Source organism: Ciceribacter sp. RN22 (genome assembly GCF_024054295.1).
Classification (GTDB): Bacteria; Pseudomonadota; Alphaproteobacteria; order Rhizobiales; family Rhizobiaceae; genus Allorhizobium; species Allorhizobium lividum.
This window is the reverse complement of sequence record NZ_JAMXLD010000001.1, coordinates 1,181,962-1,203,365: the sequence shown is the minus strand read 5'-3', so window position 1 is coordinate 1,203,365 and position 21,404 is coordinate 1,181,962. Positions and strand designations below refer to the sequence as shown.

Sequence of the window (21,404 nt, the reverse complement as noted above, 5' to 3'; positions counted from 1 at the left end):
CTCGCGCCGTCCGACGATTTTTGCTCTGCCACTTGTAACGATCGATTTAAGATATATCTTAGCTACAGTTCAATACATCGAAGGAACCCGAAACGTGAGACATTTCCACTGCGGCCGTGAGGAACACGGCCATCCCTTCTTCCAGGCCATGCGCCATGGCGGCTTCTTCGGCGGCCGTCCCGAGGGCGGTCCGCGCGGCCGCGGCGAACGCCGGCGGATGTTCGACGCCGGCGAGCTCCGGCTCGTGCTTCTGAAGCTGATCGAGGAACAGCCGCGCCACGGCTACGACCTGATCCGCGAGATCGAGACGCTGTCCGGTGGCGCCTATGCGCCGAGCCCCGGCGTCGTCTATCCGACGCTCACCCTGCTGCTCGACATGGGCCTTTCCGAGGAACAGGCGAGCGAAGGCCCGCGCAAGCTGATGGGCATCACCGAGGCCGGCCGCCAGCACCTTGCCGAACGGGCAGACGAGGTCGAAGTCGCCATGGCGCGGCTGACGGCGCTCGCCCGCCTCTCCGAACGTACCGACGCCGCTCCGGTGCGCCGGGCCATGCACAACCTGCGCACGGCCCTGCAGGACCGGCTCTCTCAGGAGGGCGCGACGCGCGAGACCCAGCTCGAGGTCGCCCGCATCCTCGACGAGGCCGCAGGCAAGATCGAAAGGCTCTGACCATGGCAAGATCCGTCGCTACGGTGCCGACCGAGAACGGCTGGAAATACCTGCAGCAGCTCTGCAAGCACTGGAGCCACAAGCTCGATGTCGAGCTCGGCGAGAAGAGCGGAACGGTCCGTTTCGCCGAAGCAACCGCGACGATGAGCGCAGACGAGGTCGGGCTGACCGTCGTGATCGACGCGGCATCCGACGAGGTTCTGGAGCGGATAAAGGGCGTGGTCGCGAGCCATCTCGACCGCTTCGCCTTCCGCGAGGCGCCGCTCCCGTTCGAGTGGCGGACGGTCTGACACGCCCTCATCCGGTCGCCGCCCGGTGAAGGCCAAACAGGCGAAGACACGAAAGGCCGGTTCGCACCGGCCTTTCGCATGCAAGAGGCTATGCCCGAACCTTACTCGGGGCGGTTGTCCTTCAGCCAGTCCAGCGCGTTGCGCAGCGTCTCGACCGTCTGGTCGACTTCGGAACGGGAGATGACGAGCGGCGGCGAAGCGAGCATCCGGTCGCCGGTCGCCCGCAGGATCACGCCGTTCGCCACGCACTGGTTGCGCACCAGTGTGCCGATGTCGTCCGGCTTCTCGAAGCGGCGGCGCGTCGCCTTGTCGGCGGCAATCTGCACGGCGCCCATCAGCCCGACATTCACCGCCTCGCCCACCATCTCGTGGTCGGCGAGGCTCCGCCAGGCCTCGGTGAAATAGGGGCCGATGTCGTCGCGCACCCGCTCGACCAGCCCCTCCTCCTCGATGATGCGGATGTTTTCGAGCGCCGCGGCGGCGCAGACCGGATGACCGGAATAGGTGTAGCCGTGGTAGAAATCACCGAGTTCGCCGATCATCACGTCGGCCACGCGATCACTGACGATCACCCCGCCGATCGGCAGATAGCCGGAGGAGAGCCCCTTGGCGACCGGCGCCAGATCCGGCTCGTAGCCGTAGTGCTGGTGGCCGAACCAGGAGCCGAGCCGCCCGAAGCCGCAGATCACCTCGTCGGAGACGAGCAGGATGTTGCGCGCCTTGCAGATGCGGGAAATCTCCGGCCAGTAGGTTTCCGGCGGGACGATGACGCCGCCCGCGCCCTGGATCGGTTCTGCGACGAAGGCAGCGACATTCTCCTCGCCGAGCTCATCGATCTTTGCTTCCAGTTCACGCGCGACCTTCAGGCCGAACTCCTCGGGCGAGAGATCGCCGCCCTCGGCATACCAGTAGGGCTGACCGATGTGATGGATGCCCGGGATCGGCAGGTTGCCCTGCTCATGCATCCACTGCATGCCGCCGAGCGAGGCGCCGGCGACGGTGGAGCCGTGATAGGCGTTCTTCCGCGCAATCACCTGCGTCTTGGTTTCATGGCCGAGCACCTTCCAGTAGACGCGCGCCATGCGGAACCAGGTATCGGAGGCTTCCGACCCGGAATTGGTGAAGAAGACGTGGTTGAGCCTCGGCCCGGCATGGCTCACGATCTTCTGGGCGAGCAGCGTGGTCGGCGGCGTCGTCGTCCCGAAGAACGTGTTGTAATAGGGAAGCTCCTGCATCTGGCGATAGGCGGCTTCGGCGATCTCGTTGCGGCCGTAGCCGACATTGACGCACCAGAGGCCGGCGAAGGCGTCCAGATACTTCTTGCCGTTCTGGTCCCAGATGTTGACGCCCTCCGCCCGGTGGATGATGCGTGTGCCGTCCGCATTGAGCTTCTTCATGTCGGAGAAGGGATGCAGATGGTGGGCGGCGTCAATGGCGCCGAGATTGGAATGGGCGATGGGCTTGTTCATGGCGACAGTCCTGTTTGCAGGCCGCAAGACCGAATACGGGCAGACCCTGCGGCCTGCCCGGCATACGTCTCGCTGCCTTGCCTGATTGAAAGGCGGAACGTTATCGGCTACGAAGATGACCTTCCGGAATGCGTTTGGCAAGGGCGTCGATTTGCCAGCCTCCCCGCCCCCGATCATCCCTTCAGCCGAACCGGCGAGAGCTTTTTCATGACGAATGTTTCCCAGGCCGCCCTCCACCCCGCAGCCGATCCCTCCGCACGCATCGAAGTCCTGCTCGTCGGCATGAACGGCGACCTGCGCGGCAAGATGATTCCGCTCGGCGCCGAGGAGAAGGTCTGGAAGAACACCGTCCGCCTGCCCGCCTCCACCCAGTCGCTCGACATCTGGGGCGACGACAACGACGACATCACCAGGATCTCGCTGACGCTCGGCGACCCGGACGGCATCCTCTTCGCCGACCGGAAATCGCTGACCACGCTGCCTTGGGGACCGGTGGGCTCCAAGCAGGTCCTCGCCACGATGCACACGCTGGACGGCGACCCGCATTTCATCTGCCCGCGTGCCATCCTCGCCAATGTCCTGAAACGTTTCGAGGAACGCGGCCTGATGCCGGTCATGGCGACCGAACTGGAATTCTACGTCGTCGAGCCTGACTTCCGCGAAACCGGCAAGCCCATGCCACCAAAGGCTCTGGTGATGGACGGCGAGGTCGAGGGCTTCCAACTTTACGACATGCGGGCAACCGCCGCGATGGAGGACTTCCTCACGACGGTGCGCCGCTACTGTGACGATATGGGCCTGCCGGCCGACGCAACGACCGCCGAGTTCGGCCCCGGCCAGTTCGAGGTCAATCTCCTGCACAAGGCGGATGCCATGGCCGCCGCCGACGACTGCATCTATCTGAAGCGCGTCGTCGATTTCGCCGCCCGCCGCCACGGCCTCAAGGCCACCTGCATGGCCAAGCCCTATGGCGACCAGGCCGGCTCCGGCCTGCACGTCCATGCGAGCATCATCGACAGGGACGGCCGCAACATCCTCGACGCCAAGGGCGGCGATCCGGTCAAGCTCAAGTCGATCACCGCCGGCATGTTGAAGACCATGCAGGACGCGCAACTGATCTTCGCGCCGTTTGCCAATTCCTACCGCCGCTTCCAGCCGGGTTCGTTCGCCCCCGACAAGGTCGACTGGGGTTTCGGCAACCGCGGCACGGCGATCCGCATTCCCGACAAGGACGGTCCCGCCGCCCGCGTCGAGCATCGCGTCGCCGGCGCCGACGCCAACCCGCATCTCCTGCTCGCCGCGATCCTCGGCGGCATCCTGCTCGGCCTCGACGAAAACCTCGATCCCGGCCCGGTCACCACACCCGACAGCGCGCCGGAAAACCCGGACATGCTGACCCATGATTTCCTGACCGCGGTCGACCGGTTCCGCAACTCATCCTTCATCGCCGACGTCTTCGGCGCCGAATACCAGCGGATCTACGGCGACACCAAACGCAAGGAAGCGATCACTTATCTGCGAACCGTCTCGAGCTTCGACTACCAGACCTATCTGCCGCGGATCTGAGCCGGCAATCACGCTTGCCGCGGCAGAAAGCCGAGGAACGTCAAGCGCACGCGGCAGAGTGTGGCGCTTCGGCATCTCGACGGCGAATAGCAAGGGAGGAGGATTGCCCGACCATGCTCCGCAATATAGACATAGCTATATTCGTTCGGTGAGGGGAATCATCTGATGACTAAGAATTTTGTCTGGGCAGTCCTGTTTGCCGCCGTGGTGACGCCGGCGACAGCTGCGGACATGTCGGCGTCTCTGGAAGCTCCTGTCTCGAGCGACTGGTCCGGCTTCTACCTCGGCGCACATGCCGGCGGCGGCAAGTCGATCGTCGACTGGACCTTCACCGGCATCGGAACCACGGCGGATCACGAAGGCGACGGCGCTTTCGGCGGTGTACAGGCCGGCTACAACTTCCAGTCCGGCAACTGGGTCTTCGGCGCCGAAGCGGATATATCCGCCTCCGGCATCAAGGGCGATACCGCCTGCCCGAACCCGGCCTATACCTGTTCCAGCGATGCCAAGTGGCTTTCCACGGTGCGCGGCCGCGTCGGCTACAGCTTCGACAACCTGCTGGTCTACGGCACCGGCGGTCTCGGTCTCGGCCGCTTCGAGATGAGCACCGACGACGGAGCGGGTGACAACGGCAGCGATAGCCGCACCGAGGCTGGCTGGGTAGCCGGCGCCGGTGTCGAATATGCTATTTCGCCGCGCTGGTCGGTCAAGGCGGAATACATGTATTACGACTTCGGCAGCGCCCGGTATGCGGTCTACCCGACACAGGATTCGGACATCAGTCAGCGCTTCCACACCGGCAAGATCGGCGTGAACTTCAAGTTCTGACAGACGCGACGTCGGGTGCGAGACATATGGAGCCGCCTTTCAGGGGCGGCTCTTTTCGTATGTGGCGCTTCTTGTCTCACGCGCCGGCCGCGGCTGCCGGCGCCAGCACCTGGAGTTCGCCCGGATGGATCCGCACCTCCAGCCGATCCGGCATGCGCACCAGCTCGCCATCCACCACACAGCGTGCCCCGCGCGGATGCCTCGGAAAATGCAGGCGTATCGTCTCGGCGGTCGCTGCGGTGACGGCGGCATTCTCCTTCATGCGGCCGCGAACGATGTAGAATGCGAGCTTCGCCACGCCCCAGGGTTCGAGAGCGTCGGTGAGATAGACGCCGAGCCTGCCGCCGGTCAGTTCGTCGGCGAAGAAGAGCGGCCTATCTCCGAAGGGATTGTTGGAGATCGAGATCGCCGAGACGATGCGGCGCTCGCTACGGCCGTCGTGGTCGATGTCGAAGACGACCTCGAAGCGCGGCGGCTTCAGCATGACGCCGAGTGCGGCGCGTGCACTCGCAGCGATCTTGCCGAGGCGCGAGGCATAGGTCTTCGCATCGCGCATCCGGACCATGCGAGCGTGGAGGCCGGCGGAGAACTGGTGCACGAAGGGCCGGCCGTTGACCGAGGCGATGTCGACGGCGCGGACCGGGCTTGCCGCCAGGGTCTCCAGTGCGCCACGAAGATCGAGCGGGATGTGCAGCGAACGGGCGAAGAGGTTCATGGTGCCGGCGGGCACCACGCCGAGCGGCAGGCCGACCTTCCAGGCGACGCCGGCGGCCGCCGAGATGGTACCGTCGCCGCCGCCGGCAATCAGCGCGTCGGCATCGCGCACCGCTGCCGCAAGAACCGGCAGAATCTCGCTCCCGCGCACGACGATGCACTCGAGCTCATGCCCCCGGACCGAAAAGATCTCGGTCGCCATCGCACAGACCTGCGCCATGTCCGCGGTCCTGAAGGTCCCGCCGTCGCGGTTGAAGATGGCCTTGATCCGCATGGCCTCCGCTCCTCGAGAGCCCCGTTTCCGAACGTTTCATTCCTCCGGCGATGCGAGACAGGGATCGAGCATGATCCGCCGCGCGCCGTACCGGGCGTAGCCGCCGGCAAAGAGGACGGTGTCGCCGACATGCCGCCCTTCCTTACTATAGGTGACGCACATCACCTGCACGTCCCGCTCCCCACACATCACCGGATGGGCGAGCGTTCCATCCCATTCCACCACCGCCAGCCGGCCGGTGATCGTCAGCGTGATCCGATTGTCGGTCGCCGGGCGGTCGGCATAGCCCTCGCCCATCCTGAACGGCCCTTCGGGATCGATCAGCGACTCCGCCAACGGTGTCGAAGGTGTTCCGACGAGGAGCGGAATGGCGATGGCGAGTCTTGCCGGCGCCTTGTGGTACGATGGAAACACGAAGCCCTGTCTCCCGGTTTGGCTGGATAGTTCAGACTACCGCCCCCGATTCGCGCCTTTTTGAGGCCGGCCGCCAAATGGCACCTCAGGCTGTGGAAGCTGACCTGGGCGCAGCGGCAAATTGCAGGGACGGCACCGGACGTTGTAGATAACTCGCTCAACCGAAATTGAGGAGATGCGGGCATGGATCGTGTCACCGGCGGTTGCCTCTGCGGCAACGTCCGATTTGCGGCGTCGGGACGGCCCTACAGGGTCGGCCTCTGCCATTGTCTCGACTGCCGCAAGCACCACGGAGCGCTGTTCCACGCCTCGGCGATCTTCCCCGAAGGTGCAGTGAGGATCGAAGGCGAGACCCGCGACTATGCCGGGCGGTTCTTCTGTCCGCGCTGCGGCTCGTCGGTCTTCGGGCGCAGCGGCGACGAGATCGAGGTGAACCTCGGCTCGCTCGACGCGCCCGACCAGTTCAAGCCGACCTACGAACTCTGGACCATCCGGCGCGAGTCCTGGCTGCCGCCGTTCCCGCTCGAAAAGCGATACGAACGGGATCGCGAGGGCTCAGTCCGAACCGAGCCGTAGAACCGCGAGACCTCAGGCCTGCAGGACGAGTACCCGCGCGCCGACCTTGACGCGGTTATAGAGATCGATGACGTCGTGGTTCATCATGCGGATGCAGCCGCTCGACATCGCCTGCCCGATCGACCAGGGCTGGGTTGTCCCGTGGATGCGGAACATGGTGTCGCCGCCGCCGCGGTAGAGGTAGAGCGCGCGGGCGCCGAGCGGGCTCGACAGGCCGCCGGAAACGCCGCCGGCATAGCGGCGGTTGCGCGGATCGCGGGCGATCATCTTGCCGGTCGGCGTCCAGCCCGGCCACTCCGCCTTGCGCCCGATATAGGCGTGGCCGGCGAGCGCATAGCCGTTGCGTCCGACGCCGACGCCGTAGCGGATCGCGCGGCCCTCGCCCAGCACATAGTAGAGGCGGCGTGCCGGCGTATCGACGACGATGGTGCCGGCCGGCTCTCTGGTCGCATAGGCGACCTCCTGGCGGCGCAGCTCCGGCTTGAACTTTTCGAGCGGTATCCGCTTGATCGGGTAGGGTTCGTCGGCGATCGGGCCGTAATTGGCATAGTCGGCATTGGTCGTGCAGCCGGCAAGCAGCAGCGGCAGGCCGGCCAGGAATCCGCGGCGAGAGATCGGCATGATCCATTCCCCAGGTTGCGCTCGTATGAGCGATAACTTAAGGAATTTATGGTTAACGGAGATTTAATGCCGGTCCCGCGCAGCGGATGCGCGTTTACGGCTGCGGCGGCGGAAGCTTCAGCGGGCCGCCCGTCTTCACCGAACGGATTGCGAAGTTCGAGCGGATGTCGGTCACGCCCGGCAGATCGAGCAGGGTCTCGGTGAGCAGCGTCTCATAAGCCGCGAGATCGGCGACCACCACCTCGGCGAGGAAGTCCGCCTCGCCCGAGATCAGGTGGCAGGAGGTGACCTCGGGCACGGCGAGCAGCGCCTCCTGCAGGCGCTCCGAACTCGCACGGTTGTGCTGGCCGATCTTGATCTCCACGAAGACCGTCAGACCGAGCCCGACCTTGGCGCGATCGACCTCCGCCCGATAGCCGCGGATAACGCCGTCCTTTTCGAGATTGCGGATGCGCCTCAGACACGGCGTGGGGGAAAGATTGATCCGTTCGGCGATGTCGACATTGCTCGCTCGTGCGTCCTCCTGCAGGACCGACAGGATGCGCAGATCAAATGCGTCGAGGTTTGGCATATTCGCTAAGCCTTTACCGTCTTCGTGGCGGAAAATGCCAAGCCCTATGTCGCAAGTGGCCGCAAATGGCAAGGACATGCCACGCCTCAGCCCCTAGTATATCAGCGGCTACCAAAATCGAGGGGGGAAGGCCATGGTCCATGCGAGCCTGCAGGAGGCAGCCGTGCCGTCGAAAGCTTCAGGATACGCCGCAGCGCTCGTCACCGTGGTCATCTGGGCGGTGTGGGTGATCGCCACCCGTCACGGACGGCAGGGCGCAATCGGCGCTACCGAACTCGGCCTGATCCGTTTCGGTGTTCCGGCACTCGTGCTCGCTCCCGTCTGGCTGCGGACCGGGCTCATGCCCCGTGGCGTGTCGCCGTTCGTGCTCTTCCTGATGGTCTGCGGCTCGGGAGCGCCATTCTTCCATCTCGCCGCCTTTGCGCTGCGCTTCGCGCCGGCCTCGGCCGCCGGCGTGCTGCTCGTCGGCGCCATGCCGCTCGCAACCGCGCTGATCGGCATCGTCCTTTTCCGCGAACGGCCGGACCGGCTGAGGCTCGCCGGCCTCGGCGCCATCCTGCTCGGCATCGCACTCCTTCTTGCAGGCCTGCTCGAGGCGCAGCACATCGCCTGGCAGGGCTATCTACTGCTGCCGGTCGCCGCGACCTTCTGGGCGGTCTACACCCACGCCTTCCGGCGTTCGGGGCTCGGGGCGCTCGAAGGCAGTGCGCTCATCGCCGTCTGGTCCCTGTTGATCCACATCGGCCTTGTGCTTGCCGTTGATGTCGATTTCAGCGGCATCGGGCTCGAAGCTCTCGGCATCCAGGTGGTGGCACAGGGCCTGCTTTCCGGCCTCGCCGCCACCGTCGCCTACGGCGCGGCGGTGCGCATTCTCGGCAGCACGCCTGCCGCGGCCTTCGCCGCCCTCGTGCCGGTGATGGCGGCCTTCGGCGGCGCGCTCCTTCTCGGAGAGGCGATCGGACCGGTCGACATCGCCGCCGCCCTCGTCACCGGCATCGGCGTGGCGCTCTCGACCGGCATCCTCTCACGGAAGAGCTGAGACCGGACGAGAAAAGCCCGGCCGTCCTGCGACGACCGGGCCTTGGGTGACGGGTGGCGGATGGTGCCGCCCGCGGCGAACCTCAGTTCCACTGCTGGCTGCGCCACTCCCACGGAGTCACGGAACCGTCCTTGTCGGCATCGGCTGCTGCGAAGTGGGCCTTGGCGCCGGCGATGAACTCGGCCTGGCTGACGGTCCCGTTCTTGTCGGCGTCGAGCGTGCCGAAGCGGTCCGCCTTCTGCTTTTCGCGCGCTTCCTGGCGGGCCTTGTTCCAGCCGTCCTGCGGCCCCATCCGGACGGTCATGTATTCTTCCATGGTCAGTTCGCCGTTGTCGTCGGCGTCCATGGCGGCGAAGACCTCCTCGGCGGCGGAAGCGGCCTCCTCGGCGCTGATGACGCCGTTGTCGTCGGTATCGATGATCGGGAAGCGTCCCCGGCCGGGATTGTTCATCATCATGCCGCCGCCGCCCCAGCCCATGCCGCGACCGGGCACGGGCTGTGCTTCAGCGCTGACGAAAAAGGCTGACGTCAAGGCGAGTGCGAGGGCCGAAGCCAAGATGCGTTTCATGATCAACCTCCTGTCGACATCTGTCGACGCGTGACTTGTTGCGAGCCGCCGGCATTCGTTTGCCATCGCGGTGACCGCTACAGTAGTCCATCGACACATACTGAAGTTGATATGCATCAATATGGAGAAATGGTAATGAATATCCCGCGGCGGTCAGCCCAGGACTTGCCGCTGTTCCTGCGCCGCCTATCTTCGAGAGGGTGGGTGAAGGAACGGGGAGGAAGAATGACGACACATCGCATCTACTCGACGAGCTTTGCGAGCGTCTATCCCCTCTACGTCGCGAAGGCGGAAAGGAAGGGGCGGACGAAAGCAGAGGTCGATGAGATCATCGGCTGGCTGACCGGCTGCAGCCCCGAGGCTCTCGCCGATCATCTGGCGAAAAACACCAGCTTTCAGGATTTTCTGGCGCAGGCGCCGCGGATGAACCCCGCCCGCTCCTCGATCACCGGCGTCGTCTGCGGCGTCCGCGTGGAAGACATCCACGACCCGACCATGCGGGACATCCGCTATCTCGACAAGCTGGTCGACGAGCTCGCCAAGGGCAAGCCGATGGCGAAGATCCTGCGCAGCTAAGGCCTATTGAAAAGGGCCTGTCCGCAACGGGCAGGCCCTCTATGGAATTCCTTCGTGGTCGCGGCGCCGGAAATCAGACGCCTTCGAGCACCTTCAGCCAGCCGTGCGCGTCGTTGGTCTGCCCGCGCTGGATGCCGACGAGCGCATCGCGGAGCTTCGCCGTCACGGGGCCGGTCTCGCCTGAATTGATGACGAACTCGCCGCCCGGGAACTTGACCTTGCCGATCGCGGCGACGACCGCCGCGGTGCCGCAGGCAAAGGCTTCCTTCGCCTTGCCGCTCGCCACGTCCGCCTTCCAGTCCTCGAAGGCGTAGCGCTCCTCGCGCACCGTGTAGCCGAGGTCGCGCGCAAGCGCGATCAGCGACTTGCGGGTGATGCCGGGCAGGATCGTGCCGCCGAGCGGCGGGGTGACGAGCGACCCGTCAGCCATCACGACGAAGACGTTCATGCCGCCCAGTTCCTCGATCCAGCGGTTCTCGGCGGCATCGAGGAAGACCACCTGGTCGCAACCGTGCTCATGGGCCACGGCCTGGGCGACGAGGCTTCCGGCATAGTTGCCGCCGCACTTGGCCGCCCCCGTGCCGCCGGCGGAGGCGCGGGTATAATGCTCCGACACCCAGATGCTGACCGGCTTGGCGCCACCCTTGAAGTAGGGGCCGACCGGCGAGGCGATGACGCAGAAGATGTATTCCTTCGAAGGACGCACGCCGAGGAAGGCTTCCGAGGCGAACATGAACGGGCGCAGATAAAGGCTGCTGCCCTCGGCCGCCGGGATCCACCTGGCGTCGGCGCGGACGAGCTGCTCGACTGCTTCGACGAACAGCGCCTCGGGCAGTTCGGGCATCGCCATGCGGCGGGCGGATTCGTTGAAGCGGCGGGCGTTCTCCTCCGGGCGGAAGAGCACGGCGCGGCCGTCGGCGGCGCGATAGGCCTTCATGCCTTCGAAGATTTCCTGGGCGTAGTGCAGCACGGCCGCGGCCGGATCGAGCGGGAACGGCGCCCGCGCCGTCACTTCTGCCGAATGCCAGCCCTTGTCGGCACTCCAGCGGATGACCGCCATATGATCGGAAAAGAGCGTGCCGAAGCCGAGGTTCTCGAAGGCCTTGAGGCGGTCCGCCTCCGGCATCGGGTTGGCGTTCGGATTGATGGCGAAGGTAAGAGCGTCTTGTTGCATGATCTCGGCCACTCGGTTCTCGTTCGGTCAGGACTGCTGACCTTTCGTCTATCGCTTATCGCTGCAACGTCTCCTCTGCAAGTGCCTCTTGCGATAGCTTCAGGCAACAGCGAGCAGGAACTCTTCAACGAGCCGCTCCAGCTCACCGAAATACGCCTTGTCGAGAGTACAGCCCGCGACGGCAACGCCACTGTCTGGACTGTAGCAGGCCAGAGTTCCCCAGAAGCCGGCATGGGTGAAGACCTCGACCTCGCCGACATAGCGCGAGAACAGTCCGAGGCGATAGTCCTCCGCTCTCTTGTGTGTCCCGGCGGACAGCATTTCCGCAACCGTTTCCGGCCGCTGAAAGATCCGCGCCTCGAAAAGATGCGCCATGAAGCTCGCGAGATCGCGGACGTTCATGGCGAGACCGCCTCCGCCGAACAGGTCGGCGGATGCATCGAGGGCAGTGAACTCCTCTTTCCCGATGAACTGGCGCGCACGCGGCACGACACCAGCCGGCGCCGGCTCCTCCTTCTCCCACCACGCCGATGTCATTCCCAGTTCATCGAAGCGCATTTCCTGCCGCACCAGAAAGGCAAGCGGCCGGCCGGACACGCGCTCCAGAATGTCGCCGAGCAGTATGTAACCGGTGTCGGAGTAGCGGAATTCGAAGCCCGGTGACGCCGTCGGGCCGGACGAACCACACGAGAGCCGCACCTGCTCCTCTCGCGTCCAGACATGGTCCTGCACCTCATGGATCACCTTGGCGAAGCGCTCCGTGCCGGTATGATCGAAAATCCCGGCGCTGTGGTTGAGGAGGTGCCGGATAGTGATCTCGCCGGTACCATAGCCGGCAGTCTGCAAGAGTTCCGTCAGCGCCGGTGTCAGAAGGGCGGCGGCCGGCTGATCCAGATCCAGTTCACCTCGCTCCCACAATCGCAAGGCCGTCGCGGCGACGAAGGTTTTGGTATTGCTGGCGATGCGGAACGGGGTCTCCGTCGTGAAAGGCCTCCGGCCTTCCGGGTCGGCAAAGCCTGTGGCCACGCCGAGAGGCTTCGCGAGCCCCTTGCCCGTCGCGAAGATCGCCGCAGGCGCGGGGATGCGGGAAAGAGCCTGTTGCCAGAGATTTGCGCCGTCAGCGTCCATGTGCGACCATTGCCCCTAGCTGTTGGGGGGAGTTGATGAAGATTTTGGTGGCGACAATCTCTATGCTCGTGATGGGAATGACAAGTGTCGCGTGGGCGCACGGCGGCGGCTGCCGCAAGAGCTCGCCACCCGGCCAGTGCTGCCACATGGACAACAAGGCCGGGCGGGTGCACTGCCATTGAATGACGTGAGGAGGGAAATTCCCCTCCCCGCCCCGATCACATGTTCGGATAGACCGGACCCTCGCCGCCCTGCGGCGGCACCCAGTTGATGTTCTGGTTCGGGTCCTTGATGTCGCAGGTCTTGCAGTGGACGCAGTTCTGGGCGTTGATCACGTAGACCTGCTCGCCGTCCTTCTCGACCCATTCATAGACGCCGGCCGGACAGTAGCGCGTCGAGGGACCGGCATAGATGCCGAGTTCCGACGACTTCTGCAGCGCCATGTCCTTCACCTTGAGGTGCACCGGCTGGTCTTCCTCGTGGTTGGTGTTCGACAGGAACACCGAGGACAGCCGGTCGAAGGTCAGTACGCCATCCGGCTTCGGATAGGCGATCGGCTTGTGCTTGGCGGCCGGTTCCAGCGACGCCGCGTCGGTCTTGCCGTGCTTCAGCGTGAAGGGCGACGAGCCGAAGATCTGGTTGATCCACATGTCGAGGCCGCCGAGCGCCACACCGAGCGCCGTGCCGAGCTTCGACCACAGCGGCTTGACGTTCCGGACCCGCTTCAGGTCCTTGCCGATGTCGGTCGCGCGCCATTCGGTCTCGATCTCCACCGGCTCGTCATTGGCGCGGCCGTTTGCGATCGCGTCGGCGATCTTCTCCGCGGCCAGCATGCCCGAGAGGACGGCGTTGTGCGAACCCTTGATGCGCGGCACGTTGACGAAACCGGCCGAGCAGCCGATCAGCGCGCCGCCGGGGAAGGAGAGCTTCGGCACGGACTGCCAGCCGCCCTCGGTGATGGCGCGGGCGCCGTAGGAAAGCCGCTTGCCACCCTCGAAGGTCGGCGCGATCGCCGGATGGGTCTTGAAGCGCTGGAACTCCTCGAACGGGAAGAGATAGGGGTTCTTGTAGTTCAGGTGGACGACGAAGCCGACCGCCACGAGATTATCTTCGAGATGATAGAGGAAGGAGCCGCCACCGGTCTTCATGTCGAGCGGCCAGCCGAAGGAATGCTGGACGAGGCCGGGCTTGTGGTTCTCCGGCTTGACCTGCCAGAGTTCCTTGAGACCGATGCCGAACTTCTGCGGCTCGCGGTCCTTCTGAAGGTCGAATTTCGCAATCAGCTGCTTGGCGAGCGAACCGCGCACGCCTTCGCCGATCAGCACGTATTTACCCAGAAGTTCCATGCCGCGGGTGTAGTTCGGGCCCGGCTCGCCGTTCTTCTCGATGCCCATGTCGCCGGTCGCGACGCCGATCACCGCGCCCTGGTCGTTGTAGAGCACTTCGGTCGCGGCAAAGCCCGGATAGATCTCGACGCCGAGTTCTTCCGCCTTGGTCGCCAGCCAGCGACAGACATTGCCGAGAGAAACGATGTAGTTGCCGTGGTTGTTCATCAGCGGCGGCATGAAGGCGTTCGGCAGGCGCATCGAGCCGGCGGGACCCAAGAACAGGAACTGGTCGTCGGTGACCTCCGTCCTAAAGGGATGGCCCTCGTCCTCGCGCCAGCCGGGCAGCAGCCGGTCGATGCCGATCGGATCGACGACCGCGCCGGAGAGGATATGCGCACCGACTTCCGCGCCCTTTTCGAGGACGACGACGGTCAGGTCCGGATTGACCTGCTTCAGGCGAATGGCCGCGGAGAGGCCGGCAGGCCCCGCCCCCACGATCACCACGTCGAATTCCATGCTCTCGCGCTCGGGCAGTTCCTGTTCGCTCATCGTCTCTCTCCGCTCGGGCCTGATCCCCATTCAGGCCACCTTCTCTCAAAAGCCGCGACCGATGTCGAGCCAGCTTGCGACAGCGGCTGGCCCGAAATTTCCGCACGGCATCATTCCGCGGCAGAATATCTGCCGTTTACGTACACGTCAATGTAATGATCGTGGGAAGAGCGTGGCTGCGCCACGCCTGAAACCTGAATGCCGATCGGCTCTAGAGCCAGCCGCGCCGCTTGAAATAGTAGAAGGGAAGAGCAGCCGACAGCAGCATCACCAGGACCGCCCAGGGATAGCCGAGATGCCATTGAAGCTCCGGCATGGCGGCGAAGTTCATGCCGTAGACGGAGGCGACCAGCGTCGGCGGCAGGAAGACCACCGAGGCGACGGTGAAGATCTTGATGATCTGGTTCTGCTCGAGATTGATGAGGCCGAGCGTCGCGTCGAGCAGGAAGTTGACCTTGCCGGAGAGGAAGGTCGCGTGGTCGCCGAGCGAGACGGCATCGCGCTGCAGCATCTTCACGCGCTGGCGCACTTCCTTGCTCGGCCGGCGCTGCGGGCTTTCGAGCGCCGCATGATAGGCCACGAGCCGCGAGATACTGACGAGGCTTTCGCGCACGCCGCCGAGGAAATCGCCCTTCTGCCCGAGCTGCTCGATCAGCGACTGCAGGTCCTTGGTCTTCTTGGTAGAGGGCGTCGCCTTGCCGCGGAAGACCTCCCGCGAGATGCCGTCGATCTCGTTGCCGATCCGCTCCAGCACGTCCGCCATGCGGTCGACGATCGACTCGACGATGCCGAGCATCACCTCCTCGCCGCAGCCATAGGCCTGGGCGTTGACGCGCAGCGCCCGGTGCACGAAGGCGAGGAAGGGTTTCGGGTCGGCATAGCGCACCGTCACCAGCGTCTCGCCTTTGAGGATGAAGGTGACCGGCGTCTTCGCCGGCGTATCGCCGTCGAGATTGGTGAGCGCCGTCAGCGTCATGAATTCTCCGCCGTCCTCCTGGTAGAGACGGGCGGAAAGCTCGATCTCCTCCATCTCGTCGCGGGTCGGGATCGCAAGCTGCAGCGCCTGCTCGACATGCCGGCTCTCGGCCGGCGTCGGGCTCACGAGATCGTACCAGAGAACCGGCGCGACGGCCTCTTCGGCGACGGTGTTTTCGGTGGCGGTTTCGTCGGACTTGTCACGCAGAACGAGGCGCTCTGCTTCGCGGAAATAGATGCGCAGCATGGATATGCTCCTTCGGGCTTTTTATTGCCGTCCGGAGCGGACACGAAGATCGGGCCCTTACCGGACGGAACGGCAGAACGTGTTCGATCTTCGACTGTCAGGGTCCATTTGGGTGTCCTCGGGTGGAGCGACATTTGTCGCGACGCCCACCAGATGGGCCTGAAACGCGGCCGCGTCAAGCCGGTATTTTCCGCGGTGCAACGAAACGGAACAGGCTCGCCCCGCTTGCCAAAAGACGCCGGCCCGTGCATGGCTCGGCGACGCCTTCCGCCCCGCCAGAGACACTTCCGGATCGCCATGACCACCGCCCGCTTTTCGCCCGCCGAACTCCTTGATCGCCTGCGCGGCCTTAATCCGGAGCTTGCCGTTTTCGGACCCGCGGAACTCGCAGGCCGCCATCCGGGCGAGCATCCCGACAATTTCGCCGGCGGCGTCATGGCGCAACCCGGCTCGACGGCGGCCGCCGCGGCGCTGGTGCGCTGGTGCGTGGAAAACGGCGTCGCCGTCGTGCCGCAGGGCGGGCTCACCGGCCTCGTCGGCGGCAATGTGAGCCGGGCCGGCGAGGTCATCCTCTCCTCGGCGCGGCTCAACCGCATCCTGGCGATCCGGCCGGACGAGATGACCGCGGAGGTGGAGGCCGGCGTCGCGCTCGAAGCGCTGCAGCAGGCGGCAGCCCGCCACGGGCTGACGACCGGCATCGACCTCGGCTCCCGCGGCTCGGCGACGATCGGCGGCATGATCTCCACCAATGCCGGCGGCATCCTCGCCTTCCGCAACGGCGTCATGCGTCACCAGGTGCTCGGGCTGGAAGCGGTCCTTCCCTCGGGCGAGGTCTTCCACGACATGACGCGGGTGGTGAAGGTCTCGGCCGGCCCGGACCTGAAGCAGCTGTTCATCGGCGGCGAAGGCGCCTTCGGCTTCGTGACGAAGGCGGTTCTGAAGCTGGAACCGCTACGCCCCCACCGCGCGACCGCCTTGCTCGGCGTCACCGATGCCGCCGCAGCGCTCGCCGTCATAAGGCATTTCCGGGGCCTCTCCGGCGTGACGCTGGAGGCCGCCGAAATGATGTGGCCACGCTACATCCGCGATCACGCGGCCCTGAAGACCTTCGACCTCTCCTGGCTGGAGGAAGGTGCTGCGGCGCTTCTCATCGAGCTGTCCGCGGAAACCGTGGAGGCCGCGACGGCCGCGCTGGAAGAAGGCCTCGAAGCCCTCTGGGAACCGGCAGCACTTCGGGGCGGCATCGTCGCCCAGTCGCTCGACCAGGCACGAAAGTTCTGGGATATCCGGGAGGATTCCGGCTTCTACTATGCGGCGATCCCGGATGCCGCCTCCTTCGACATCTCCGTGCCGCCGACCTTCCTCGATGCCTATGTCGAGGGGCTTGCGGCACGCCTCGAAGCGATCGACGCCAGCTATGCGGCCTATGTCTACGGCCACGTCGCGGACGGCAACCTGCACATCACGCTGATCAAACCCGGGCCGCTGCCGGAGGCCGAACAGCGCGCCGTCGAAGCAGCCGTCTATGCCGGCATCCGCGAAGCCGGCGGCTCGTTTTCCGCCGAGCACGGCGTCGGGCGCGAGAAGCGCCACGCCTACGAAGCCTTCGCCGCCCCGGAGAAACAGGCGCTCGCCCGGGTCATCAAGCAGGCAATCGACCCGAATGGCCTGTTCAACCCCGGCAAGGTGCCATTTTAGGGCAGGCGCCTCCTAAACGACCTCTATTGGCTCGATTGGAGAAAACCCCTTCTGCTTTGAAAACCGCATGTTGTGTCGAAAATTTCGAAGCGCCTCAGAGGGGTCAACAGATGCAAGGTTTAGGTTCTCATAACTGCATCTTGTGAAGTGAACCGACAAGATCGGAGACCAGACCTTATGGCCAGTCGACTCATCTAATAGATGCGCAAGACACGTAACGTAAACTTCGCTTAGGGGCAAAATCCTTAGCAACTCTCCGGCCGTCTTGAGCGACACGCTGGCCACATAATCCTGATACAAGGCATTGAATTGTGCCAAAGGCAGCGGGGTTTCGTTGAGGCGACCGCCAGTTGATTGTTTCCTACGGACGCGCGGAACAATTTCTTCGCCATGGACCTTTGGGCGAGCATGGATGAAGCTCTTCCCAATAGAAAAATCGATTTCACTTCCAATCAAGTGAACGTCAGACAGAGATTGCATCTCTTGAATTACCTGCCGGATCGCGGCGGGATCGCCGCGAAGCAAGTTGGAAGCCAACTGTGCATCCGTTTCCCATTCTTCTAGCGCCGATTGAAACGTAGCTTGTTGTAGTTCGAACTCGCGCTGATCGCGTGACGCTCCTAAGGCCACAGCATCCTCAAGCTTCTTCCGAAGGGTTGCTGTACCGCCGCGCAGAAAATCAAGCATGCCGGGACGGAACTCTGACAGTGTCCGTTTTTCTTTATCTTCGTTAGGCGATGCTTTCTGCGGCGGTACCGGCCGAGGTTTGGTGGAAATTTTCTCCCAGTCCACGCCATCAGAAAGTGTCGTGTGCACAGATATCAGCTCGTCGATGTAGTTTTGCCAACTTTCTACTGCCGATGCCGACTCCGCAAACATCTGAGCCTTTTGCATCTGCTTGTTACGCCTCTCCGCCTCCCGATTCGCGGCGCGCGATGCTGCGGCCATAGAACGTAGTACACCTTTCCAGCCCAAGGTTCCCCTCCCCCGTCAAACACCACTTTCTCTGATTTCTTGCTGCAGCACACTACAACCTCAACCTGAATCCGGCAATCTACCCACTGTTCCAAGTCATTCAGCGTTGCTAACTTGGCGCCAAGACATCGCATCATGAAAGGACATCCCCATGGACCTCGGCATTTCGGGAAAGCGCGCGCTCGTTCTCGCCTCCTCGCGCGGGCTCGGGCTCGGCATCGCCCGGGCGCTCGCCGCCGAAGGCGCGCATGTGCTCCTTTGCGGGCGTAGCGCCGACAGGCTCGCCGCCAATGTCGCAGCGATCGAGGCCGAAGGCGGCAAGGCGGACTATGTCGCCGCCGACCTGACCGATGCCAGTTTCGTATCGGCGATGGTCGAGGCGGTCGCGGCGAAGCTCGGCGGCATCGACATCCTGGTCAACAACACCGGCGGCCCGACGCCCGGCACCGCCGAGGAAATGACGCCGGAGAAACTCGACGGCTTCTTCCAGTCGATGGTGGTGCGCGTGATCGCGCTCACCAACGCGCTGCTACCGCAGATGAAGGCGCAGGGTTTCGGCCGCATCCTGACCGTCGCCTCGTCGGGCGTTTTCGAGCCGATCCCCAATCTCGCGCTCTCCAACACGCTGCGGAGCGCACTGGTCGGCTGGAACAAGACGCTCGCAACGGAGGTCGCCTCCTTCGGCATCACCGCCAACATGCTGCTTCCCGGCCGCATCCACACCGACCGCATCGACGAGCTCGACGGCGCCAATGCCGCGCGCTCCGGCCGCTCGGTCGAGGAAGTGCGCGCCGCCTCGGTGAAAACGATCCCCGCCGGCCGCCTCGGCCGGGTCGAGGAGTTCGCCGCCGCCGCGGCCTTCCTCTGCTCGGTTCCGGCAAGCTACGTGACCGGCACGATGCTGCGCGTCGACGGTGGTGCGGCCCGCTCGATCTGAGGGGGACGGATATCGCAAGGGCATGCCGGGCCTGCCCTCCGCCTGCGACCGATTGTCGCAAAAAGCGCTGGCGTCACATAGGACTTGCGCTATAGTGGGTGCGACAAATCGTTCCATGGGAGGAGAAACTATTGGAGCAGATTCGTACGACACTGACGGTTGCAGGATTGCTGATCATCGCCGTCGGCCTTGCGTGGGTGGCGCATGGCACGGGCACGATCCATCTGCCGGCGTCCGACTTCATCACCAAACAGAGCGTCTGGACGACGAACGGCTCGCTCGTCGCCGTCTTCGGCCTGATCGTACTCTGGAGCTCGCGGCGCTTCCTGCGCTGAGCGCCTCCGCCCGCCTTTCGCCCCGTCTTCCAGCGGACCGGGAGGCGGGGCACATTTCGCTGTGCCTGCACGAGCCGTGACGCGCGCGATCGCCGATCGGCGCCCTTGTCGGGAAACGGAGCCATGCCGATGCGACGGACACTCACCTTGGTCGGCGCGATCGCCGTCGTGATGGGGCTGGTCTGGATCGGCCAGGGCAGCGGCTATTTCCCCTATCCTGCCTCGAGCTTCATGATCGACCAGAGCCCGTGGATCGCCTATGGCGCCGGCCTCGCCATCCTCGGCCTTGTGCTGATCGTCATCGCGCGGCGCACTGCGCGCTGATACCAAACCAATTTTCCGGCCTTGCCTTCCTCCTCCCTTCATGGCAATAGCCGCCCTCCATTGCGGGGCGCTCCTTGACGACGCCCCGTTTCGCGTTCGGGCGCTCGCCCGGTTCAAGCATCACACGAACAGTTTTGGGGAGCGGCGGCCATGGCTGAAGCGCTGGGTCTTGATTTCGGCACGACGAACACGGTTCTCGCGGTCGCCGACGATGCCGCGGCGGCAACCGCCTCGGTCGCCTTCACCTCCTCTGCCGGCACGGCGGACACGATGCGCACCGCGCTCTCCTTCATGAAGGACAAGGCGCTCGGCGCCAGGGCGCTGAAGGTCGAGGCCGGACAGGCGGCGATCCGCGCCTTCATCGACAATCCGGGCGAATGCCGCTTCCTGCAGTCGATCAAGACCTTCGCCGCCTCGCCGCTCTTCCAGGGCACGCTCGTCCACGCCCGCCGCTTCCAGTTCGAGGACCTGATGGAGGTCTTCCTGAGGCGGCTGGAAGCCTATGCCGGCGACGGCTGGCCGCAGGCGAAACGCCTCGTCGTCGGCCGGCCGGTGCATTTCGCCGGCGCCAGCCCCGATCCCGCGCTCGCCATCACCCGCTACAACGAAGCGCTCACCCGCTTCGGCTTTCCCGAGATCCACTATGTCTACGAGCCGGTGGCGGCGGCCTTCTATTTTGCCCGGCACCTGAAGCAGGACGCGACCGTGCTGGTCGCCGACTTCGGCGGCGGCACCACCGACTATTCGCTGATCCGCTTCGAGACGTCAGCCGGCCGCGTCACCGCCCGCCCCGTCGGCCATTCCGGCGTCGGCATTGCCGGCGACCAGTTCGACGCCCGCATCATCGACCATCTCGTCGCACCCGAGATCGGCAAGGGCAGCCGGTTTTCAAGCTTCGGCAAGGTGCTCGACGTGCCGAGCAACTACTACACCAGCTTCTCGCGCTGGAACCAGCTCTCGGTCTTCAAGACCTCGCGCGAATATGCCGACCTGAAGGGCCTCGTCCGCCAGGCGCTGGAGCCGGAAAAGCTCGAACTCTTCATCGACCTCGTCGAGCATGACGAGGGCTATCCGCTCTACCAGGCGGTTTCGGCGGCCAAAATGGCGCTCTCGTCGTCCGAGGAGGCCGAGTTTCGTTTCGCGCCGCTCGGGGCGGCCGGCCGCAAGACCGTGCGCCGCGCCGATTTCGAGACCTGGATCGCCGACGACCTCGCCCGCATCGAGGGCGCGCTCGACGACGTGCTGACCTCGACCGGCACCGCCGCCTCCGACATCGACAAGGTGTTCCTGACCGGCGGCACCTCCTTCGTGCCGGCGGTGCGGCGCATCTTCACGGAGCGCTTCGACGCTTCGCGCATCGAGACCGGCGGCGAACTCGTCTCCATCGCCCACGGGCTCTCGCTCATCGGCGAGCGCGACGACATCGCGCAATGGGCGGTCTGAGGGCCACCCCTCCCAAGCCCTCCCCACAAGGGGGAGGGCTTAACCCGCCGAGCCCTCGGCGGCCTCCAGTCTCCCCGGCGACCAATACCGATCCTCAACGGCTGTGGCCGAAGCA

Annotated in this window: 23 protein-coding genes; 12 read left to right on the top strand and 11 right to left on the bottom strand. The window is 64.9% G+C overall.

Annotated elements, in window-relative coordinates; all coding sequences use genetic code 11:
- Positions 1–94: 94 nt before the first annotated feature.
- A complete protein-coding gene (locus tag NHF53_RS05970) occupies positions 95–670 on the top strand; it encodes a PadR family transcriptional regulator (RefSeq protein WP_252833492.1) in 576 nt (191 codons plus the stop codon).
- A gap of 2 nt (positions 671–672) precedes the next feature.
- Positions 673–960 (top strand): DUF2218 domain-containing protein, encoded by a 288-nt coding sequence (locus NHF53_RS05965; protein ID WP_252833491.1) that lies wholly within the window; start codon positions 673–675, stop codon positions 958–960.
- Between the two features lie 101 nt (positions 961–1,061).
- Here NHF53_RS05965 and NHF53_RS05960 read toward each other — a convergent pair whose 3' ends face one another.
- Entirely contained in the window at positions 1,062–2,429 is a 1,368-nt protein-coding gene (locus tag NHF53_RS05960) for an aspartate aminotransferase family protein (protein ID WP_252833490.1), read from the bottom strand.
- A 207-nt stretch (positions 2,430–2,636) separates the two neighbouring features.
- On the opposite strand from NHF53_RS05960, the gene NHF53_RS05955 reads away from it, so the two are divergent.
- Positions 2,637–3,995: a glutamine synthetase family protein gene (locus NHF53_RS05955; RefSeq protein WP_252833489.1), complete on the top strand. Its 1,359-nt coding sequence runs from the start codon at positions 2,637–2,639 to the stop codon at positions 3,993–3,995.
- A 165-nt stretch (positions 3,996–4,160) separates the two neighbouring features.
- Complete coding sequence (locus tag NHF53_RS05950) at positions 4,161–4,823, top strand: outer membrane protein (RefSeq protein ID WP_252833488.1); 663 nt, start codon at positions 4,161–4,163, stop codon at positions 4,821–4,823.
- Between the two features lie 76 nt (positions 4,824–4,899).
- Here NHF53_RS05950 and NHF53_RS05945 read toward each other — a convergent pair whose 3' ends face one another.
- Both NHF53_RS05945 and NHF53_RS05940 read right to left on the bottom strand, forming a co-directional pair.
- Positions 4,900–5,811: a diacylglycerol kinase family protein gene (locus NHF53_RS05945; protein ID WP_252833487.1), complete on the bottom strand. Its 912-nt coding sequence runs from the start codon at positions 5,809–5,811 to the stop codon at positions 4,900–4,902.
- 36 nt (positions 5,812–5,847) lie between these two features.
- Positions 5,848–6,225, bottom strand: coding sequence for a hypothetical protein (locus NHF53_RS05940; protein ID WP_252833486.1), 378 nt, complete (start codon positions 6,223–6,225; stop codon positions 5,848–5,850).
- A 183-nt stretch (positions 6,226–6,408) separates the two neighbouring features.
- On the opposite strand from NHF53_RS05940, the gene NHF53_RS05935 reads away from it, so the two are divergent.
- Positions 6,409–6,801, top strand: coding sequence for a GFA family protein (locus tag NHF53_RS05935; protein ID WP_252833485.1), 393 nt, complete (start codon positions 6,409–6,411; stop codon positions 6,799–6,801).
- Positions 6,802–6,813: 12 nt separating this feature from the next.
- Here NHF53_RS05935 and NHF53_RS05930 read toward each other — a convergent pair whose 3' ends face one another.
- Positions 6,814–7,422: a L,D-transpeptidase gene (locus tag NHF53_RS05930; RefSeq protein ID WP_114361884.1), complete on the bottom strand. Its 609-nt coding sequence runs from the start codon at positions 7,420–7,422 to the stop codon at positions 6,814–6,816.
- A 94-nt stretch (positions 7,423–7,516) separates the two neighbouring features.
- Positions 7,517–7,993 carry an Lrp/AsnC family transcriptional regulator gene (locus tag NHF53_RS05925; RefSeq protein ID WP_114361883.1) on the bottom strand — a complete coding sequence of 159 codons (477 nt, stop codon included), beginning with the start codon at positions 7,991–7,993 and terminating at the stop codon, positions 7,517–7,519.
- A gap of 133 nt (positions 7,994–8,126) precedes the next feature.
- Between NHF53_RS05925 and NHF53_RS05920 the strand changes: the two genes are divergently transcribed.
- Positions 8,127–9,032 (top strand): DMT family transporter, encoded by a 906-nt coding sequence (locus NHF53_RS05920; RefSeq protein WP_252833484.1) that lies wholly within the window; start codon positions 8,127–8,129, stop codon positions 9,030–9,032.
- A gap of 82 nt (positions 9,033–9,114) precedes the next feature.
- On the opposite strand, the gene NHF53_RS05915 is transcribed toward NHF53_RS05920, so the two are convergent.
- The gene (locus NHF53_RS05915) at positions 9,115–9,600 is read right to left on the bottom strand and encodes a hypothetical protein (protein ID WP_252833483.1); all 486 of its coding nucleotides are present in this window, start codon (positions 9,598–9,600) and stop codon (positions 9,115–9,117) included.
- A gap of 225 nt (positions 9,601–9,825) precedes the next feature.
- Between NHF53_RS05915 and NHF53_RS05910 the strand changes: the two genes are divergently transcribed.
- Positions 9,826–10,176, top strand: coding sequence for a DUF2200 domain-containing protein (locus tag NHF53_RS05910; protein WP_252833482.1), 351 nt, complete (start codon positions 9,826–9,828; stop codon positions 10,174–10,176).
- Positions 10,177–10,249: 73 nt separating this feature from the next.
- Here the strand turns inward: NHF53_RS05910 and NHF53_RS05905 are convergent, their stop codons facing one another.
- The 4 genes from NHF53_RS05905 to NHF53_RS05890 all read right to left on the bottom strand — a co-directional run bounded on the left by NHF53_RS05905 (position 10,250) and on the right by NHF53_RS05890 (position 15,577).
- Positions 10,250–11,350 carry a branched-chain amino acid aminotransferase gene (locus tag NHF53_RS05905; protein ID WP_252834921.1) on the bottom strand — a complete coding sequence of 367 codons (1,101 nt, stop codon included), beginning with the start codon at positions 11,348–11,350 and terminating at the stop codon, positions 10,250–10,252.
- A 99-nt stretch (positions 11,351–11,449) separates the two neighbouring features.
- A complete protein-coding gene (locus NHF53_RS05900) occupies positions 11,450–12,478 on the bottom strand; it encodes a serine hydrolase (protein ID WP_252833481.1) in 1,029 nt (342 codons plus the stop codon).
- Between the two features lie 218 nt (positions 12,479–12,696).
- The gene (locus NHF53_RS05895) at positions 12,697–14,355 is read right to left on the bottom strand and encodes an electron transfer flavoprotein-ubiquinone oxidoreductase (RefSeq protein WP_252833480.1); all 1,659 of its coding nucleotides are present in this window, start codon (positions 14,353–14,355) and stop codon (positions 12,697–12,699) included.
- A 211-nt stretch (positions 14,356–14,566) separates the two neighbouring features.
- Complete coding sequence (locus tag NHF53_RS05890; protein ID WP_252833479.1) at positions 14,567–15,577, bottom strand: magnesium transporter CorA family protein; 1,011 nt, start codon at positions 15,575–15,577, stop codon at positions 14,567–14,569.
- Between the two features lie 249 nt (positions 15,578–15,826).
- Between NHF53_RS05890 and NHF53_RS05885 the strand changes: the two genes are divergently transcribed.
- The gene (locus NHF53_RS05885) at positions 15,827–17,275 is read left to right on the top strand and encodes an FAD-binding oxidoreductase (protein ID WP_252833478.1); all 1,449 of its coding nucleotides are present in this window, start codon (positions 15,827–15,829) and stop codon (positions 17,273–17,275) included.
- Between the two features lie 12 nt (positions 17,276–17,287).
- On the opposite strand, the gene NHF53_RS05880 is transcribed toward NHF53_RS05885, so the two are convergent.
- Positions 17,288–18,223, bottom strand: coding sequence for a hypothetical protein (locus NHF53_RS05880; RefSeq protein WP_252833477.1), 936 nt, complete (start codon positions 18,221–18,223; stop codon positions 17,288–17,290).
- 178 nt (positions 18,224–18,401) lie between these two features.
- On the opposite strand from NHF53_RS05880, the gene NHF53_RS05875 reads away from it, so the two are divergent.
- The 4 genes from NHF53_RS05875 to NHF53_RS05860 all read left to right on the top strand — a co-directional run bounded on the left by NHF53_RS05875 (position 18,402) and on the right by NHF53_RS05860 (position 21,289).
- Positions 18,402–19,187 carry an SDR family oxidoreductase gene (locus tag NHF53_RS05875; RefSeq protein WP_252833476.1) on the top strand — a complete coding sequence of 262 codons (786 nt, stop codon included), beginning with the start codon at positions 18,402–18,404 and terminating at the stop codon, positions 19,185–19,187.
- A 131-nt stretch (positions 19,188–19,318) separates the two neighbouring features.
- The gene (locus NHF53_RS05870) at positions 19,319–19,522 is read left to right on the top strand and encodes a hypothetical protein (RefSeq protein ID WP_114361874.1); all 204 of its coding nucleotides are present in this window, start codon (positions 19,319–19,321) and stop codon (positions 19,520–19,522) included.
- A 129-nt stretch (positions 19,523–19,651) separates the two neighbouring features.
- Positions 19,652–19,846, top strand: coding sequence for a hypothetical protein (locus NHF53_RS05865; RefSeq protein WP_252833475.1), 195 nt, complete (start codon positions 19,652–19,654; stop codon positions 19,844–19,846).
- 150 nt (positions 19,847–19,996) lie between these two features.
- Positions 19,997–21,289, top strand: coding sequence for an Hsp70 family protein (locus NHF53_RS05860; RefSeq protein WP_252833474.1), 1,293 nt, complete (start codon positions 19,997–19,999; stop codon positions 21,287–21,289).
- Positions 21,290–21,404 lie beyond the last annotated feature (115 nt).